Origin of the sequence: Ferrimonas lipolytica (assembly GCF_012295575.1) — a bacterium.
Taxonomy (GTDB): Bacteria; Pseudomonadota; Gammaproteobacteria; order Enterobacterales; family Shewanellaceae; genus Ferrimonas; species Ferrimonas lipolytica.
Map to the genome: position 1 here is coordinate 2430162 of NZ_CP051180.1, position 18250 is coordinate 2448411.

The 18250-nt window shown below is 49.5% G+C and carries 16 protein-coding genes and 1 pseudogene; 2 read left to right on the forward strand and 15 right to left on the reverse strand.

Annotated elements, in window-relative coordinates:
- Positions 1-28 precede the first annotated feature (28 nt).
- The 15 genes from rnhB to rpsB form a co-directional block, all read right to left on the reverse strand.
- Positions 29-601, reverse strand: a complete 573-nt coding sequence (rnhB, locus tag HER31_RS11115) for a ribonuclease HII (RefSeq protein WP_168660641.1) — start codon at positions 599-601, stop codon at positions 29-31.
- Positions 595-1770, reverse strand: coding sequence for a lipid-A-disaccharide synthase (gene lpxB / locus HER31_RS11120; protein ID WP_168660642.1), 1176 nt, complete (start codon positions 1768-1770; stop codon positions 595-597). The genes rnhB and lpxB overlap by 7 nt, the downstream gene beginning before the upstream one ends.
- A 1-nt stretch (position 1771) precedes the next feature.
- Complete coding sequence (lpxA, locus tag HER31_RS11125; RefSeq protein WP_168660643.1) at positions 1772-2542, reverse strand: acyl-ACP--UDP-N-acetylglucosamine O-acyltransferase; 771 nt, start codon at positions 2540-2542, stop codon at positions 1772-1774.
- The gene (gene fabZ / locus HER31_RS11130; protein ID WP_168660644.1) at positions 2542-2994 is read right to left on the reverse strand and encodes a 3-hydroxyacyl-ACP dehydratase FabZ; all 453 of its coding nucleotides are present in this window, start codon (positions 2992-2994) and stop codon (positions 2542-2544) included. The genes lpxA and fabZ overlap by 1 nt, the downstream gene beginning before the upstream one ends.
- Positions 2995-3014: 20 nt before the next feature.
- Positions 3015-4052 carry a UDP-3-O-(3-hydroxymyristoyl)glucosamine N-acyltransferase gene (gene lpxD, locus HER31_RS11135; RefSeq protein WP_168660645.1) on the reverse strand — a complete coding sequence of 346 codons (1038 nt, stop codon included), beginning with the start codon at positions 4050-4052 and terminating at the stop codon, positions 3015-3017.
- A gap of 3 nt (positions 4053-4055) precedes the next feature.
- The gene (locus HER31_RS11140) at positions 4056-4559 is read right to left on the reverse strand and encodes an OmpH/Skp family outer membrane protein (RefSeq protein ID WP_168660646.1); all 504 of its coding nucleotides are present in this window, start codon (positions 4557-4559) and stop codon (positions 4056-4058) included.
- 45 nt (positions 4560-4604) lie between these two features.
- Positions 4605-7091 (reverse strand): outer membrane protein assembly factor BamA, encoded by a 2487-nt coding sequence (gene bamA, locus HER31_RS11145; protein WP_168660647.1) that lies wholly within the window; start codon positions 7089-7091, stop codon positions 4605-4607.
- 32 nt (positions 7092-7123) lie between these two features.
- Positions 7124-8470 carry a sigma E protease regulator RseP gene (rseP, locus tag HER31_RS11150; protein ID WP_168660648.1) on the reverse strand — a complete coding sequence of 449 codons (1347 nt, stop codon included), beginning with the start codon at positions 8468-8470 and terminating at the stop codon, positions 7124-7126.
- Positions 8470-9660 carry a 1-deoxy-D-xylulose-5-phosphate reductoisomerase gene (gene ispC / locus HER31_RS11155; protein WP_168660649.1) on the reverse strand — a complete coding sequence of 397 codons (1191 nt, stop codon included), beginning with the start codon at positions 9658-9660 and terminating at the stop codon, positions 8470-8472. Before ispC ends, rseP begins: the two co-directional genes overlap by 1 nt.
- A 1-nt stretch (position 9661) precedes the next feature.
- Positions 9662-10510: a phosphatidate cytidylyltransferase gene (locus HER31_RS11160; RefSeq protein ID WP_168660650.1), complete on the reverse strand. Its 849-nt coding sequence runs from the start codon at positions 10508-10510 to the stop codon at positions 9662-9664.
- A gap of 47 nt (positions 10511-10557) precedes the next feature.
- Positions 10558-11310: a polyprenyl diphosphate synthase gene (gene uppS / locus HER31_RS11165; RefSeq protein ID WP_168660651.1), complete on the reverse strand. Its 753-nt coding sequence runs from the start codon at positions 11308-11310 to the stop codon at positions 10558-10560.
- Positions 11311-11401: 91 nt separating this feature from the next.
- On the reverse strand, positions 11402-11959 hold the full coding sequence (gene frr, locus HER31_RS11170; protein ID WP_168660652.1) for a ribosome recycling factor: 558 nt from the start codon (positions 11957-11959) through the stop codon (positions 11402-11404).
- 32 nt (positions 11960-11991) lie between these two features.
- On the reverse strand, positions 11992-12714 hold the full coding sequence (pyrH, locus tag HER31_RS11175) for a UMP kinase (protein ID WP_168660653.1): 723 nt from the start codon (positions 12712-12714) through the stop codon (positions 11992-11994).
- Positions 12715-12848: 134 nt separating this feature from the next.
- Positions 12849-13721 carry a translation elongation factor Ts gene (tsf, locus tag HER31_RS11180; protein WP_168660654.1) on the reverse strand — a complete coding sequence of 291 codons (873 nt, stop codon included), beginning with the start codon at positions 13719-13721 and terminating at the stop codon, positions 12849-12851.
- Between the two features lie 110 nt (positions 13722-13831).
- The gene (gene rpsB, locus HER31_RS11185) at positions 13832-14557 is read right to left on the reverse strand and encodes a 30S ribosomal protein S2 (RefSeq protein ID WP_168660655.1); all 726 of its coding nucleotides are present in this window, start codon (positions 14555-14557) and stop codon (positions 13832-13834) included.
- A 272-nt stretch (positions 14558-14829) separates the two neighbouring features.
- On the opposite strand from rpsB, the pseudogene map reads away from it, so the two are divergent.
- Together map and glnD are read left to right on the forward strand one after the other, a co-directional pair.
- Positions 14830-15639: pseudogene (map, locus tag HER31_RS11190) on the forward strand (type I methionyl aminopeptidase); the annotation flags it as partial.
- A gap of 22 nt (positions 15640-15661) precedes the next feature.
- The gene (gene glnD / locus HER31_RS11195; protein WP_168660657.1) at positions 15662-18247 is read left to right on the forward strand and encodes a [protein-PII] uridylyltransferase; all 2586 of its coding nucleotides are present in this window, start codon (positions 15662-15664) and stop codon (positions 18245-18247) included.
- The last annotated feature ends 3 nt before the right edge of the window (positions 18248-18250 follow it).

Consider the following 18250-nt stretch of genomic DNA (forward strand, 5'->3'; position numbering starts at 1 on the left):
GAGATATGTTGTACCGCAAATGGAGCGATTAGTCTTGTAGCCCAAGAACGCGGCGAACCGGTTTAAAGCTGGTGCGGTGTTCAGCCAGAGCACCATGCTCAGCCAACGCCGCTAAATGTTGTTTGGTTGGGTAACCTTTATGGCCAGCAAAACCATACTGGGGATGGCGTTGGTCTAGCGCAACCATTTCACGGTCGCGGGTCACTTTGGCCAAAATAGATGCCGCACTAATCGCTGGCTCTTTATCATCGCCTTTAATCAATGCTTCCGCTGCTAAACCATTAAGATCAGGACAGCGGTTGCCATCAATTCGAACCAAATCAGGACGTACCGATAAGCCAAACACCGCGCGCTGCATCGCTAACATAGTGGCATGAAGAATATTGAGATCGTCAATCTCCTGCACCGATGCTCGGCCAAGACTCCACGCCAATGCCTTTTCTTTAATCTCGACATAAAGCGCTTCGCGCTTCTTCTCAGAGAGTTTTTTTGAGTCCGCTAAACCTTCAATCGGATTACTAGGATCAAGGATCACCGCAGCGGTAACCACATCACCTACTAATGGCCCCCGGCCAACTTCATCGACACCGGCAATTAACATGGCTTAGATTCCTTTGATTCAATAAGAGCGATAACCGCGTCCGCCGCACGAGCCGAGGCATCACAACGGATCTTTTGATGCAATTCAGTAAATTTGGCGACAGTGGCGCTTTGATCTTGATACAGCTGCTGCTCCACCGCTTCGACCAGATTGGCACTAGTGCAATCGTGTTGAATCAGTTCCGGTACCAGATCCTTATCATCAAAATAATGTTGCCCCAGCAGGTTAGGTAAACTGAAGCGGTCGATCAGCATTAATTTCAACTTACTGGCAATGTAGTAACTGCTCGGCGCCACCTTGTAGGCAACAACCATTGGTCGCTTACATAACATCGCCTCGAGCGTGGCGGTGCCAGAGGCCAGTACAATTGCGTCTGCCGCGACCATCACTGTTCTCGACTGGCCAGAGACTAAGGTCAATTTAGGCACGGACTCAAGCTCAGCCAGCATCAGTTCAAACTGTTCACGGCGGTGTTGATTCGCTAATGGCACCACAATCTCAAGTTGCGGTTGCTTGGCCTGCAATGCCACAGCGGTTTGCAACAACACTGGACCGATACGGCTCATTTCACCGCCACGGCTGCCCGGCAACAGCGCCAACACCTTACCTGAGCCTAAACCCAGTTCGGCCCGAGCGGCAGCTTGGTCGTTTTCGAGGGGAATTTCATCAGCCAGAGTGTGGCCAACAAAACAGCAGTTAACGTGGTATTTATCGTAAAACGCCTTTTCAAATGGCAATAACGCCAGCACCTGATCGGTGGCTTTATCGATTTTGAAAATACGTTTTGGGCGCCAAGCCCAAACTGATGGACTGACATAATGAACGGTTGGGATCCCTGCTTGCTTCAAGGCCAACTCGATACGCAGGTTAAAATCTGGCGCATCGATGCCCACGTAGCAATCGGGATTAAGTTCTGTTAGTTGCGCAATCAATCCCTTTTTGATTTGCATCAGCCGTGGCAAGCGTCCAAGCACCTCAACCAAGCCCATCACCGCTAAATCCTCAAGGGGATAAAGGCTGGTTAGGCCTTCAGCTTGCATCAACTCGCCACCGATACCAACGAAGGTGGCATTGGGGTGTTTCAACTTTAACGCGCGAATTAATCCGGCACCTAAAATATCGCCGGAGATTTCTCCGGCGACCATAGCAAACGTCAGTGGAGCGCTCATGTTAGCGAACGATACCGCGGCTGGATTGCTCTACAAAGTCGGCCATCTGAGCGACTTCAGGGTGTTGTAGTGCCATCTCACGTAGCTGTGGCAACGCTTCAGCGCTGGTCAAACCGCTGCGATACAGCGTCTTGTATGCCCGACGAATGGCCATAATAGCCTCTTTCGAGTAATGGCGGCGCTTTAGCCCTTCGGTGTTAATGGCACGAGGTGCTGCGCTTTGGCCAGAGACCATCACAAATGGCGGTACATCTTGCAGCACTAGCGAACAACCGGCAGTGAAAGCGTGCGCACCAATATGCACAAACTGGTGTACGCCAGTCATGCCACCAAGAATCGCCCAGTCATCAACGGTAACGTGACCGGCAATGGACGCATTGTTGGCCAAGATAACGTGGTTACCAACAACACAGTCGTGCGCGACGTGGGTGTAAGCCATAAACAGGTTTTCGGAGCCTATCTTAGTCAAGCTTTGATCCTGGGTGGTGCCACGGTGAACGGTACAACACTCACGGAAAATGTTGTTATCACCGATCTCTACCCAAGTATCTTCGCCTTTATACTTTTTATCTTGGCACTCTTCGCCAATCGAGCTGAATTGGAAGAACTTATTACCCTTACCAATCTTCGCTGGACCTTTGATTACAACATGACTGCCTATCCAGCAATCATCGCCAATCTCTACGTTCGGGCCAATATAGGTGAATGGGCCAACTTCAACATTGGCACCAATCTTAGCGGACGGGTCTACTACGGCGTGTTCGCTGATCACTATTTAGTCTCTCGTTTCGCGCACATTAAATCGCAGCTGGCTGCGAGCTCTCCATCGACACTTGCTCGAGCAGAGAAGAAGCCAATACCACGACGCTCTTTCTGAAACACTACTTCTAATTCTAGTGTATCGCCAGGTACCACTTGACGTTTAAAGCGGGCGTTATCAATACCTGCGAACAGGTAAAGACAGTTGTCCTGCTTACCGTTGGTCTTAAATGCCAAAATCGCTGACGCTTGAGCTAGCGCTTCAAGGATCAATACACCGGGCATGATTGGTTGTTGCGGAAAGTGGCCAGGAAAAAACGGTTCGTTGTAGCTAACGTTCTTGCGAGCTACCAAACGTTCACCTGGGGTGTAATCCAAAACGCGATCAACCAACATAAATGGGTGACGGTGCGGCAAATATTCCAGGATTTCATTTATTTCCATGGAATTCATAGACTCGGACAAAGCGGATACCTCAACTGGTTTTACTTTTCGTTGTCCGCATCAGCGGCCAACTGTTTTTCTAGAGCACGAATACGGCGGTACATTTCGTCTAGTTGACGCATACGCACGCTATTTCGTCGCCAAGTTTTCACTTCCTGCATCGGTGGCACTGAGCCGTAGTGACCGGGTTTAGTAATGCTACCGGTTACGCCAGTCATGCCGTTAATGTGCGTTCCTGGAGCGATCTCAATGTGTCCAGCAATCGCGGAATTTCCACCTACGATACAGTGACGTCCAAGTCGAGTGCTGCCGGCGATAGCGCTGGTGCCAGCCATTGCGCTGTGAGCGCCAATTATAACGTTATGAGCGATCTGCACCAAGTTATCGATGATCGCCCCCTGTTCGATCACGGTGTCGTCAATGGCACCACGATCGACAGTGGTATTAGCACCAATCTCAACCTTATCGTGGATCACCACAGAGCCGGTCTGCGGGATCTTTATCCACTGCCCTTTTTCATTGGCATAGCCAAAGCCATCAGAGCCTATAACGGCGCCGGAATGAATGATGCAATGAGAGCCAACAGTGACGTTGTGATAAATGGTTACATTAGCCCATAGCTTGGTATCAGAACCGATACGACTGTATTGACCAACAACACAGCCTGAGCCTATCTGGCTATTGCTACCGATCTTCACACCTTCTTCGATTACCGCATTGGCACCTACAGCAACGCCTTCCGCTAATTCAGCAGAGGGATCAATAATGGCAGAGGGATGGATGCCAACCGCAGCCGCAGGAGTGGTATCAAGCAGCTGCGCTACTCTGGCAAAGCCAACGTAGGGATCATCAAGGATCAGCGCATTACCTGGGTAACTTTCGGCGTTGGCCGGAGACAGCAACACAGCTGAAGCCTGAGTAGTCTCCAACTGTGATTTATATTTAGGGTTGGCCAGAAAAGCTAGCTGGCCATTTTGGGCTTGCTCTAACGTAGCAACACCCTCAATGAGGGTGTTGCTGTCGCCCTGAACTCGAGCGCCCAAAGCGCTCGCGAGAAGCGCCAGGGTCCATTGGGTCATACTTTAGTTGCCTTTTTGAACTGCTTCCAAAACCTTAGCAGAGATATTGTGCTTCTCATCAGCGAACATAACACTGCGAGATTCAAGCACGATATCGTAGCCCTGTTCTTTAGCAACAGCTTCGATAGCTGTGCCAATCTCTAGCAGAATTTTACGTTGCTCTTCTTGGCCACGCTTCTGCATATCTTCGTTAAGTGCTTTGCCTTTCAGCTGCAAATCCGCTTGCAGTGACTGCATCTCACGTTCGATATCAGTACGTTCCGCGGCAGACATTATCGCGCCATCTTTTTCCAGCTTTTGCTGCAGTGAAACACCTTTTTCCTGCAACTGTTTCATGGAGGTCATGCGCTCAGCAAATGCATCTTGAACACGCTGTTGCAGAGTTTCTGCTTCAGGGTGCTGCGCTACCAAACCTTGCATGTTAATTACGGCAATCTTCTGTTCAGCATAGGCAGCAGGTGCCATCACAGCAAGAACAAGGGCGACGGTAGCAATTACTTTTTTCACGTTAAAACTCCTGTAAATCAAAACTAAATTATTTTTATTGTCGGCTTAGAACGTTCGGCCGATGTTGAATGAGAAGACTTCATCTTTATCGCCTTCGTACTCTTTCAGTGGCTTAGCTAAGCTGAAGATCATCGGCCCCATAGGCGAGATCCACTGCACTGACAAGCCGGTAGAGGCACGAATACGGTTCCAGTCGGCGTAATCGTCAATCTCATCAAACTCCGACTGAGCTGTACCGCGATACTTATCGATATCAAACTCAGTGTCCCATACGTTACCCGCGTCGAAGAACAAGGAGGTACGAACGCTCTTTGAGTAAGCCTCATCCAAGAACGGAGTCGGGACAATAAGCTCGAAGCTCAAAGTCGCGATGGCGTTACCACCAATCGAGCTGCCTTCATCAACCGAAATTTCACCTGGATCACCGACAATCTGACAACCGCCAAAGCCGGATGAATCTGGTGGACAGTCGGAACTGTTACCGGTTAGGTAGAATGCACGGGGACCAACAGAGTTGGTTTCAAAGCCACGCAAGATGGTACTACCACCAGCGTAGAAGTTTTCCCAAAACGGTAGGATTTGATCATGACCGTTGTGAGTGCCGTAACCGTTACCGTAACCTAACTTACCACGAGCCAAGAATACCCAAGAGTGGGCTCGGTTAATCGGCTGGTAGTAGCTGCTATCAAAGCTCAGCTTGAAGTATTCGTTGTCACTGCCTGGAATGGTGACTTTACCGCTTAACTTCTGGCTGTCACCATCAGTCGGGAACTGGCCACGGTTCAAGGTGCTGCGGTTCCACGAAGCATTTAGCTCAAAGTTATCAAATGCCAGGGTTGAATCAGCATCATCTAAATCCGCGTAAATGTTGTAGAAGGTTAATACCTGTTGGTAAGGCGACACCTCAGACAATTCGTTGTGGCGGTAGCCAAAACCAAGGCCTAAACGGTTATATTCATTCAACGGCCATGAGGTATTGAATGCGATACCGTAGGAGTCGTTTTTATAGGATTCTAGGTAGTATTCGTCTGCGTCAAACGAGGACCAATAGACGCTCACCCCACCACTCACACCATAGCGTGTGAAGTACGGATCGGTATAGGAAACATCAATACTCTTCGAGTAATCGGTGGTGTTGATGCTTAAACCAACGCTGTTACCAGTACCCATAAAGTTACTTTGAGACAAACCGAACTGAAGGCTCAAGCCGCTTTCAGTACCGAAGCCAACACCAAAGTTAAACGAGCCTGACGGCTGTTCCTTCACGGTGAAATCCACATCAACTTGGTCATCACTGCCTGGCACCGGTGTAGTAGTAGACTCTACCGTTTCAAAGAAACCTAAGCGATTCAATCGAGATTTGGATAGCTCAATGTTGCGGTTGCTTAACCAAGCGCCTTCCATCTGCCTCATCTCACGACGTAATACTTCATCTTTAGTTACGGCGTTGCCGCTAAAGTTTACGTTGCGAACATAAATGCGTTTACCCGGATCGATGTTGATGTTCAATGACACTTCGTTGGTCTCATCATCGATCTCTGGGTAGGTCTTCACCGTTGGGTAGGCGTAACCAAAGCGTCCTAGGAACTTACTAATTACCTCTTCAACGTAGGTAACTTCAGCGGCGTTGTACAAGGTACCGCTTTCAATAGGCACCAAGCTTTCCAGCAGCTCTCGCTTACCCAGCAAGTCGCCGGTGAGGTTAACCTCTTTAACGTTGTACTGTTCGCCTTCCTCAACGTTGATGGTTACGTACAGGCCTTTCTTATCTGGTGTCATTGACACCTGAGTCGAATCAACCTTGAACTTGATGTAACCGCGGTCTTGGTAGTACGAAGTGATGGTTTCTAAATCGCCTTCTAGCATCTGCTTCTGATAGCGACGCTCGCCGAAGAAATCCCACCACGCAACGTAATCGGTTAACTCTAACTGACCGATCAGTTCTTTATCGGGATAGACCTCGTTGCCCACTACGTTGATCTGCTTGATCTCGGCAGCAGCTCCCTCTTCAAAGGTAAGCTTAAGTTCAACTCGGTTTCGCGGCAGATCGATAAGCTGTGCCTTTACTTTGGCATTATACTTACCAACGCTGTAATAGAAGTCCTGCAGCCCGGTTTCAATTTCAGACAGTACGGTACGGTCGAGAGGTTCACCGATTTTGATACCGGATCCATCAAGGCTCTCCTGCAACTGCTCATCTTTGATGTCGCTGTTGCCATCAAGGTTAATACTCGAGATGGTTGGACGCTCACGGACGGTGATGATCAAGGTGCCATCATCGCGCACGGCACGTACGTCTTCAAAGTTAGAGGAGCGATAGAGTGATTTCATCGCTCGCTGCAAGCTTACTTCATCGAGTTGATCGCCAACGTTCACTGGCAGATTAAGCAGCGCAGCACCCAGCGCGACTCGTTGTAACCCTTCGACTTTAATGTCTTCAACGACAAAAGGCTCGAAACGTGCTGCCTGGCCAGCTCCACTGAAGGTAGCTCCAATCAACAGCATCGACGCCATGGTTTTATTTAGCTTCATAGACGCAATATTCTTATTATTCCCTAAATCCCTTAAAGTCGGGCGAAGTCGTTGAAAATGGCAAATGTCATTAACAACAGCAGCAGCGCCGATCCAATCCGGAAACCAATTTCTTGTACCCTTTCAGGTACCGGCTTACCGGAGAAAAGTTCTATAAAGTAATAAAGTAAATGCCCACCATCAAGCACTGGCAGCGGGAACAGGTTAATGATTCCAAGGTTGACGGATAACACCGCTAAAAAGCCTAAGAAATAAACCAGTCCAACGCCTGCACTTGAGCCGGCCCCCTGGGCGATGGCAATAGGCCCGCCCAAATTATTCAGCGATAAATCACCGCTAAACAGTTTTCCAAACGTAGTCAGCGTCAGCACTGAGAAATCCCAAGTCTGCTGTGACGCCTTCACCAGCGCGTCAATTACGCCGTATTGCTGTGTAATCTTGTACTGTTCTGGCCATGCCTCGCGAGTCGGCGCGACACCAATCTTACCGACCAGTTTATCGTTTTCGATGGTACCTTTAGGAACCACGGTAAACTGCAGTGATGCACCGTCGCGTTCAACCTCAAATTGAATCGGTTGGTCTGGTTGACTCGATACCGAAGCGACTAAGCTGGTCCAGTTGGTAATCTCTTGACCGTTAAGATGGGTCAGTCTATCACCTTGACGGATCCCCGCTGCGTGAGCTGCGCCACTTTCGTCAACAAATGCCAACACTGGCAAGATTTCCGGCAACCACAGGTTAATACCTAGGCTGGTGGTGAGCGCTTCCTTTTCTGGATTAACTTTCCACTCTTGGGTATCAAGACGAAATTGTTGGGTTAGACCCCCTTGCTCAACCGAAAGGGTTAGCTGATCGGCACCGATGTAACCAGCCAAGGCCACATTAAGTGAATCCCAGTCGGCAACCGCCTTGCTGCCAACAGCAGTGATGATGCCTTCGCTCGGCAGCTGCGCTTTGGCTGCGATCGACTGCTCAATCGGGGTGCTAAGCACCGGTTTGATTGACGGGATCCCCAGCAGGTATTGGCCAAACCACAGCACAATGGCAAGAGCAAAGTTAGCCAGTGGCCCTGCAGCAACAATTGCCATCCGTTGTCCTACCGGTTTACGGTCAAAGGCTTGAGAGTACTGTTCGGGGGTAAGATCGGCTACACGGCCATCGAGCATCTTGACGAAACCACCTAAAGGGATCATCGCCACAACGTACTCGGTTCCGTCGGCACCAACTCGACGCCATAGAGGTTTACCAAAGCCGATCGAAAATCGTTCAACGGTAACACCGCAGCGGCGAGCTACATAAAAGTGTCCAAATTCATGAATGGTGATCAGGAGTCCGATGGCGACAATAAAGGCGCCCGCATTCCACAAAAACTCCAGCATTAACGTCCTCGTTTGATCCATTCCGTCGCAAGTCGACGCGCTTCATCATCTAGCTGTGCCAAGCCTTCAAGGCACTGACGTGGCGCTAAATCATTGCGTTCCAGACAGTAACGGTTTAAGCGGGCAATGTCACTAAATCCTATCTGCCCAGCAAGGAACGCCGCGACTGCTTGTTCGTTCGCGGCATTCAGTACCGTGGTCGCCTCTTGGCCTTGATTACAGGCATCAATTGCCAATTGCAAACAGGGATAGCGCTCGAAATCTGGCTGCTCAAAGGTTAATTGTCCGACCTTGAAAAAATCCAAAGGTTCCACACCTGCAGGGATCCGTTCCGGATAGGCCATACAATGTGCAATCGGAGTACGCATATCCGGTTGCCCAAGCTGCGCTAAAACCGAACCGTCTTGGTATTGCACCATCGAATGGATAACGCTCTGAGGGTGAATCACCACCTGAATCTGTTCCGCACTGGCATTAAATAACCAACGGGCCTCGACGTACTCCAACCCCTTATTCATCATAGTGGCAGAGTCGACCGAGATCTTGCGTCCCATGCTCCAGTTAGGATGGGCACAGGCTTGCTCTGGCGTGATGCAACTGAACTGCTCAAGAGGTCTAGTTCTAAACGGACCACCGGAGCCGGTCAATAGTAAGTGTTGAATACCGGCAGCGTCCAAATCACAGAAGCCGAGGCTCTGTTGTACTTCGACTGGCAAACTCTGATATATGGCATTGTGCTCGCTATCTACAGGCAGAAGCGTCGCACCACTGCGAGCGACTTCATCCATAAATAGACGACCAGAAACCACCAATGCCTCTTTATTTGCCAGTAGGATCCGTTTGCCTTTTCTCACCGCTGCCATGGTTGAAGCCAAACCGGCGGCACCAACAATCGCAGCCATAATGGTATCAACTTCAGCTAACTCTGCGATGTCGACAAGGGCTTGTTCACCTGCAAGAACTTCGGTTGCGCTCTTACCGGCTAACGCTGCACGCAACGTCACTGCCGCTTGTTCGTCCACCATCACCGCAACCGCTGGCTGAAACTCTAAACACAGTTCAGCCATCCCTTCAGCATTGCTATGTGCAGTAAGTGCGTAGGCACGGTAGAGCTCAGGGTTACGGCGAATAACATCAAGGGTGTTTTTACCAATAGAACCGGTGGCTCCAAAGACGGCGTAGTTTTGCATGTTAGGCTCCGAACAGCAGCAATAAGGTAACGAACACTGGCATCGCTGCAGTCACGCTATCAATACGATCCAGAACACCACCGTGACCAGGCAGTAAGCGTCCGCTGTCCTTAATGTTGGCAGCACGCTTAAACATACTCTCAGACAGATCCCCAAGAGCAGACGCCAAACCGGTTACCATTCCTAAGATAAGCGCTTCGATCAAATTTATATTTGGCACCATTTTCCATGCGACTAAGCTCAACACAGCACACACCACCATGCCGCCGGCTAACCCTTCACGGGTTTTACCTGGGCTAACTTTCGGGATCAGCTTGGTTTTACCAATCGACTTGCCAACAAAATAAGCTCCGGTATCGGCGCCCCAAACCAGCAGTAACACAGCTAACACCAACCAAGCGCCATCGAATTGCCCGTGCCAGGCTTTCAGAGCCACCATTGCAGTGAAGCATGGAATAATAGTCAGTTGCCCAAACAATGCCTTAAGCATCGGTTTGTGTTGCCACATCGTGGCACTGCCTGGATAGCTCAGTACCAACGCCAGCGCACCAAGCCACCATAAAGCGCCAGCAATAGTAATCGCTTGATAGAGCGGGTGAAGTTGCTGTTGAACCCACACTTGGTCAGCGGGCACGATAAGCAGCAGTGCCACCAATAAGATAGCTATGGTGACCCCATAAGACACTTTGGCTGGCGCTACGCCCGGCATAACAAAGGCGCCCCACTCTCGTGCAGCGAGCACCATCACTACTGCGATAGTAATGGCAAAACCTTGCAGCGGGAGCATAAAAATGGCCGCTATGGCGATTGGTAACAGCAAAAGTGCCGTCAATACACGTTGCTTAAGCAAACGAACCTCGATTGTAATTTTGTAATTAAAAGGTCGCCCAAAAACGTCTAATTTGGGTTGGTCACTTGAGCCCCAATTAGGCCAAAGCGACGTTGACGCCGAGCAAAGCAGTCTACTGCTTCAGTAAATTCCGCATCTGCAAAGTCTGGCCACAACGCTTCAGAAAAGAACAGTTCAGCATAGGCACATTGCCACATCAAGAAGTTGCTGATCCGTTGTTCCCCACCAGTACGGATCAACAGATCCACTTCTGGCTGGTCGGCCATACAAATAAAGCGCTGCATCGTTTGTTCATTAACGTCGTTGATATCCAACTCACCCTGCTGAACCAACTGGCACATTTTCTGGGCTGCGTTGGCGATGTCCCAACGACCACCGTAGTTGGCAGCAACGTTCAACAGTAAGCCGTCACACTCTGCGGTTGTTTGTTCTGCGTCTCTAATTCGCTGTTGCAGTTTGTCATCAAAGCCGGATATATCACCGATGATACGCAAGCGTACATTGCTTTTTTTAAGCAATTTAATCTCACGGCGCAACACCGTCATAAATAGGCGCATCAACAACTGCACTTCACGTGCCGGACGAGACCAGTTCTCACTGGAGAACGCAAACAGGGTTAGCGCTTCAACGTTTTGCTCTCGACACAGACGCACCACTTCGCGCACTGATTTAACACCAGCGCGATGACCAATAACGCGAGGTTGCCCCTGCGCTTCTGCCCAACGTCCATTGCCATCCATAATAATGGCGATATGACGAGGCATAATACCCTCAACTGGTGTGGTGAAAGATTCGGACATGAAATGGGGTTCCAACTACCAACGTAAATACACAAACGCCGTGTAGTATACTCCTACACGGCGTTTTTTCTAATCAACAGCAATTGATTGATTAGACTTCCATCAGCTCGTTTTCTTTGTCCTGCAGAACAACTTCGATCTCTTTCACAAACTTGTCTGTCAGTTTCTGCACATCTTCTTCACCACGACGTGCATCGTCTTCAGAGATCTCTTTCTCTTTTTCCAACGATTTGATGTCGCCGTTCGCATCGCGACGGATGTTACGGATAGCAACACGGCCAGCTTCTGCTTCACCACGTACCACTTTAACTAGGTCTTTACGACGCTCTTCAGTCAGTGGTGGCAGTGGGATACGAATAACCGTACCGGCAGATGATGGATTCAGGCCCAGATCAGACGACATAATCGCCTTCTCTACCGCCTGAATCATAGAACGGTCAAATACCGTTACCGCCAAGGTGCGTGAATCTTCGGTAGTCACGTTGCCAACTTGATTCAATGGGGTTTCTGCACCGTAGTAAGAAACACGAATTCCATTCAACAGGCTTGGGTGAGCGCGGCCAGTACGGATTTTAGAAAATTGGTTACGAGTTGCTTCAACGCTCTTCGCCATGCGCTCTTGCGCATCTTTTTTGATCTCGTTAATCACGGGATTACTTCCTATTTCTTGTCACTGACGACTTAGTTAATCAAAGTACCGATGGCTTCACCCATCACTACTCGACGCAGAGCACCAGCGTCGTTCATGTTAAAAACTTTAATTGGCAGGCTGTGGTCGCGCGCCAAGGTGAAGGCGGACAAATCCATCACTTTCAATTCTTTGTCCAGAACTTCGTTGTAGCTGAGCTTATCATACTTAACTGCGTCTGGGTTTTTCACTGGATCGTCTGTGTAAACACCGTCCACTTTGGTCGCTTTTAGAACGATATCGGCTTCAATTTCAACGCCGCGCAGACAGGCTGCAGAATCGGTAGTGAAGAATGGGTTACCAGTACCAGCAGAGAAGATAACCACACGGCCAGACTTCAGTAAGCTGATCGCTTCAGCCCACTGGTAGTTGTCACATACGCCATTTAACGGAATAGCAGACATCAAGCGAGCGTTAACGTAGGCACGGTGCAGTGCATCGCGCATCGCCAAACCGTTCATTACCGTGGCTAGCATACCCATGTGGTCGCCTACCACGCGGTTCATACCCGCTTGCGCCAAACCTTCGCCACGGAACAGGTTACCACCGCCAATCACCAAACCAACTTGGACGCCCAACTCAACCAGTTCTTTGATCTCTTGTGCCATACGATCAAGTACTTTTGAATCGATACCGAAGCCTTCATCGCCCATGAGTGCTTCACCACTCAGTTTCAACAGAATGCGACGAAAAGCTGGTTTTGGATTGGTGCTCATAAATATATATCCTGAATTGATACCACTGGTCCTAACTCACTGAATTGTAGTTGATATAATTCAATAAGTTAGGACAAATGGTATAGAAAGACCGCAGTAAATACCGCGGTCTCAGTATCTCAAAGTACGTGAGATTATTGCTTAGCAGCAGCCAATTGAGCAGCTACTTCAGAAGCGAAATCTACTTCGTTCTTCTCGATGCCTTCACCAACTTCTAAACGAACGAAGGTTACTACGTCAGCACCTTTTTCTTTCAGCAGTTGACCAACGGTCTTAGAAGGATCCTTAACGAAAGGCTGACCGGTCAGTGATACTTCACCGGTGAACTTACGCATACGGCCTTCAACCATCTTTTCAGCGATCTCTTTAGGCTTGCCAGAGTTCATTGCGATCTCAACTTGGATTTCGCGCTCTTTAGCAACAACCTCTTCAGATACGTCTTCTGGCTTAACGAACTGCGGAGAAGCAGCGGCAACGTGCATTGCCAAGTCTTTAGCCAGTTCAGCGTCGCCGCCGTTCAGTACGGTAACAACACCGATCTTGCGACCGTGGATGTAAGCACCCAAGTTGTCGCCTTCAACGATCTGTACGCGACGTACAGTCATGTTCTCGCCGATTTTAGCAACCAGCTGAGCACGTACGGTTTCAACGTCAGAGTCGTTCATTGGAGCAGCTTTCAGCACTTCAATGTCGGTGATCTTGTTCGCCAGAGCGATATCAGCAATGCCGTTCGCCATTGCGTTGAAAGAAGCGTCCATCGCTACGAAATCAGTTTCGCAGTTTACTTCTAGCATTACAGCGGTGCCGCTGTCTTGCTTGATTACGATAGTACCTTCAGCCGCTACGCGACCCGCTTTCTTAGCTGCTTTAGCCAGACCGGATTTGCGCATATCTTCGATTGCCTGCTCGATGTCACCATCGGTAGCAACCAAAGCTTTCTTACAATCCATCATGCCAGCGCCTGTGCGCTCGCGAAGCTCTTTAACCAGAGCTGCAGTAACTGCCATTGTCATATTCCTCTAGACAGAAGTCTTGATTCAAAAAACAGGGGCCCTAGGGCCCCCGCTTAACCAATAAAAACTTGGTTATCTGAGGGAAGGGTTAACCTTCCACCAAATTATTCAGCTTCTACGAAACCGTCTTCAGCTTGTACTACTACGTCTTGGTTGCGACCGTCACGAACGGTTTGAGCAACTGCGCCAGTGTAAAGCTGGATAGCGCGGATCGCGTCATCGTTACCTGGAACGATGTAGTTAACACCATCTGGGTTGGTGTTAGTATCAACGATAGCAACTACTGGGATACCCAGGTTGTTAGCTTCTTTGATAGCGATGTGTTCGTGATCAGCACCGATTACGAACATTACGTCTGGCAGACCGCCCATGTCTTTGATACCGCCCAAAGACTTGTCCAGTTTAGCCATTTCGCGAGTACGCATCAGAGCTTCTTTCTTGGTCAGCTTTTCAAAAGTACCGTCTTGAGACTGGGATTCCAGGTCTTTCAGGCGCTTGATTGACTGACGAACAGTTTTCCAGTTGGTCAGCATGCCGCCTAACCAACGGTTGTCTACGAAGTACTGGTCACAAGATTGAGCAGCTTCTTTGATCGCAGGACCAGCAGCGCGCTTGGTACCAACGAACAGAACTTTACCGTTCTTAGATGCGATGTTCTGGATGAAAGCCAGAGCTTCGTTCATCATTGGAACAGTGTGCTCCAAGTTGATGATATGAACTTTGTTACGAGCGCCGAAGATGAATGGCTTCATCTTTGGGTTCCAGTAACGGGTCTGGTGACCGAAGTGTACACCAGCTTTAAGCATGTCGCGCATGGAAACAGTAGCCATGATTTACCTCTGTATGGGGTTAAGCCTCCACGTACTCCATGACTCGACCCATATCAGCATCGCTTAAGCGAAACTTGGGGCACCCCGAATCATGTGTCGGCACGTGTGTGGTTTATGAGTTTAATTTAACGATATAATGACCGTCTTTACGCCCCGTCTAAGCATCAGCACAAGTGCTTCGCATTGACTGGGCAAACAGTCGGCGCGAAAAGTACCATAATGAGCGACCAAGCTCAATCTGTGCGCGATAAAATCGACAGGTTAAATCCGAATTTAAGAGTAGACCAATGAGTATTGTCATCAAGACCCCTGAACAGATCGAAAAAATGCGCGTTGCGGGGCGACTAGCCGCAGAAGTATTAGAGCTTATCGGCCCCCATGTTCAAAAAGGCGTAACCACCGAAGAGCTTAACCAGATCTGTCATGATCACATTACTAAGGTACAGCAGGCGATCCCGGCACCGCTTAACTACCACGGTTTTCCTAAATCGACCTGTATCTCTATTAATGAGGTAGTGTGTCACGGCATCCCCGGCCATAAGAAATTGAAAGAGGGTGACATCGTTAACATCGATATTACCGTTATCAAAGATGGCTATCACGGCGATACCTCCAAGATGTTTATCGTCGGCCAAGCGACCCCACGTAATAAAAAGCTAGTTGAGGTGACTCAACAATCCTTATACGCAGCAATTAAGCAGATTAAGCCGGGAGCTTGTCTAAGTGACATTGGTGCCACCATTCAGCCTATCGCTGAAAAAGAGGGTTTCTCTGTCGTGCGTGACTTCTGTGGCCACGGTATCGGCGAAGGCTTCCATGAAGAGCCGCAGATCGTCCACTACCGCAACAAAGCTCGCTTGAAGTTGAAAAGTGGCATGATCTTTACCATCGAGCCGATGATTAACGCCGGCGATTATCGCTGTAAAGTAAGCAAAAAAGACGGTTGGACTGCCACCACTAAAGATGGCCAGCCTTCAGCACAGTTCGAACACACCTTATTGGTTACCGACAACGGTTGTGAAGTTCTGACTTGGCGTGAAGAGGAAGCGGAACTGCTTCCACAGGTAATTAGTCACAGCTAAGCGCAGATTAAAGAGGTCAAGGATGGATCATCGCCAAATCATTCAGAACTATCGTGAACAACAGCGGCAGTTTGATGCCGAGCAGTTAGAGCAGTTCAACCAAGGTGAAGTGATCGGGGTGCTATTAGGCGGTCGCGCCGTCGACGTTGATCGGCAACTGCAGCTGCTGTGGCAAAATTTTGGCTTAGACGCCTACCCACTGGCGCTGATAGCAGTGGGTGGCTATGGTCGCGGTGAACTTCACCCTCGCTCCGACATCGACCTACTAATATTAACGGATACCGAGATCTGCTCTGCCCAAGAGCAAGGTCTCAGTCAGTTTTTAACTGCCCTATGGGACGCCAAACTCGAAATCGGCCACAGTGTTCGGTCGGTGGCTGAAACCATGTTGCAGGCCAGTGCTGATGTAACCATCGCTACTAACTTGCTGGAATCCCGCCGTATCGTCGGTCATGAACCGCTCTATCAACAACTATTAACAGCGCTTAAAGATCCGCAATTTTGGCCATCAGCGCAGTTCTTTAAAGCTAAGTTCGACGAGCAAAATGGCCGCCACAGTAAAAGCACACCATTTGATCTTGAGCCTAACCTCAAATCATGTCCCGGTGGCTTGCGTGATATTCAAACTGTCACCTGGGTTGCTCTGCGGCACTTTGATGCCACCTGCCTTACTGAACTGGTTAGTCACGGCTACCTCACCCGAGAAGAGCTAGAAGAGCTCAGTGCCTGCCGTGACTTCCTTTGGCGCCTCCGCTTTGCCCTGCACCAAGTTGCAGGCCGTGCCGAAGACCGACTGCTGTTTGACTTCCAACGGGACGTCGCCCTCTTGATGGGGTATAAAGAGGGGGCTCAATTAGCGCCGGTAGAGCAGATGATGAAACGCTTTTACCGCACCGTCCGTGCGGTACGAGAACTAAACCAGATGTTACTGCTGCTATTTCGACAAACCCTTGGGGACAAAGCCCTGCCCCCACCAAGCGTCATCTGTGAGCATTTTCATCAACGCGGTCACTATATAGAGGCCCGTCGAGATGAGGTATTCACCGATCCCAATAATCTGCTCAAACTGTTTGTTGCGATTGCGCAGCAGCCCGAGATAGATACCGTCTCAGCCTCTACTTTAAGGCTGTTACGTAACGCTCGGCGTAAGCTCAAACAGCCATTAGCCGAAGATGAGCAAAACCGTAAGCTATTTATGAGCATCTTGCGTCACAGCGAGGGGGTCAAGGCATTATCCTTGATGCATCGCCACGGCATATTGGGCTCCTACCTCAAGCCTTGGCAAGACATCGTTGGCCAGATGCAGTTTGATCTATTCCATGCCTACACTGTCGACGAACACACCCACCGCTTGCTGCAGTTTATTCAGCGCTTTTCCGAACCTGATCACAAAGAGATCTTCCCACTAGGAAGCGTGTTAATTGAACAACTCCCGAAAAAGGGCTTATTGGTGCTGGCTGCGATATTCCATGACATCGGTAAGGGCCGAGGTGGTGATCATAGCGAGTTAGGCGCAGAAGAGGCACGTCAGTTCTGTCAGCAGCACAACATGAATGAACACGATGGCCGCTTAGTAGCATGGTTGGTGCAACAGCATTTAGTGATGTCCGTTACCGCACAGAAACGCGACATTACCGATCCTGACGTTATCGAAACCTTCGCTAACGTTGTTAAGGACCATGACCAATTGGCGTATCTGTATTGCCTTACGGTAGCTGACATCTGCGCTACCAACGACAACCTATGGAACAATTGGAAAGGCTCACTGCTGCGGGAACTGTACCACTCGACCCGAGAACGACTTACTATCGGAATGGCCCTGCCGGTGGATACCCGTGCCCGCATCCGTGAGCATCAAGGCAAAGCCCGTAATAGTTTGCTCAAACTGGGCTTCAGCGACGACGCTATCGACACCCTATGGCAACGATTCCGAGCAGATTACTTCTTACGATTTAGTCCAAGCCAGATCCAACAGCACAGTGAACACCTATTAGGTCAAACTACACCAGCTGTAGTGGTTGAGATGTCGTGGCAATCAAGCCGTGGCGGCACCGAACTGTTTGTGCATGCCAAAGATCATCAAGGCCTATTTACTCGAGTAATGACAGTTCTTGATGCCAAACGAGTAGTGGTGCACGACGCACATATCTTTACCACCAAAGATGGCTTTGCACTGGACAGCTTTATTATTCTTGAGCACGATGGCACTCCAGTGCAAAATCCCTCTCGTATAGCCAGCATTCGCAAGAGTCTGCTACAAGCGTTACAGCGAGATAAAAACCCAACCTACACCAAGCGCCAATTACCGCGCCGGTTACGTTCATTTAAGGTACAAACCAGGGTTAAGTTTTTAAGCAGTAAGCGTAAAAACACCAGCATGATTGAACTGGTTACCCTCGATCAGCCCGGCTTGTTAGCATTAATCGGCCGAGTATTTGAACGCTGTAATGTGGTGGTTAAATCCGCCAAAATTACCACCGTAGGGGAAAAAGCGGAAGATTTCTTCCAGCTATCTACCCCGTGTGGCGAAGCACTATCGACCGCAACGCAAGAGCAGTTGCGGTTAAGCCTTACTGAGGCACTTAATCCAGACAACACCCCAAACTAGGAG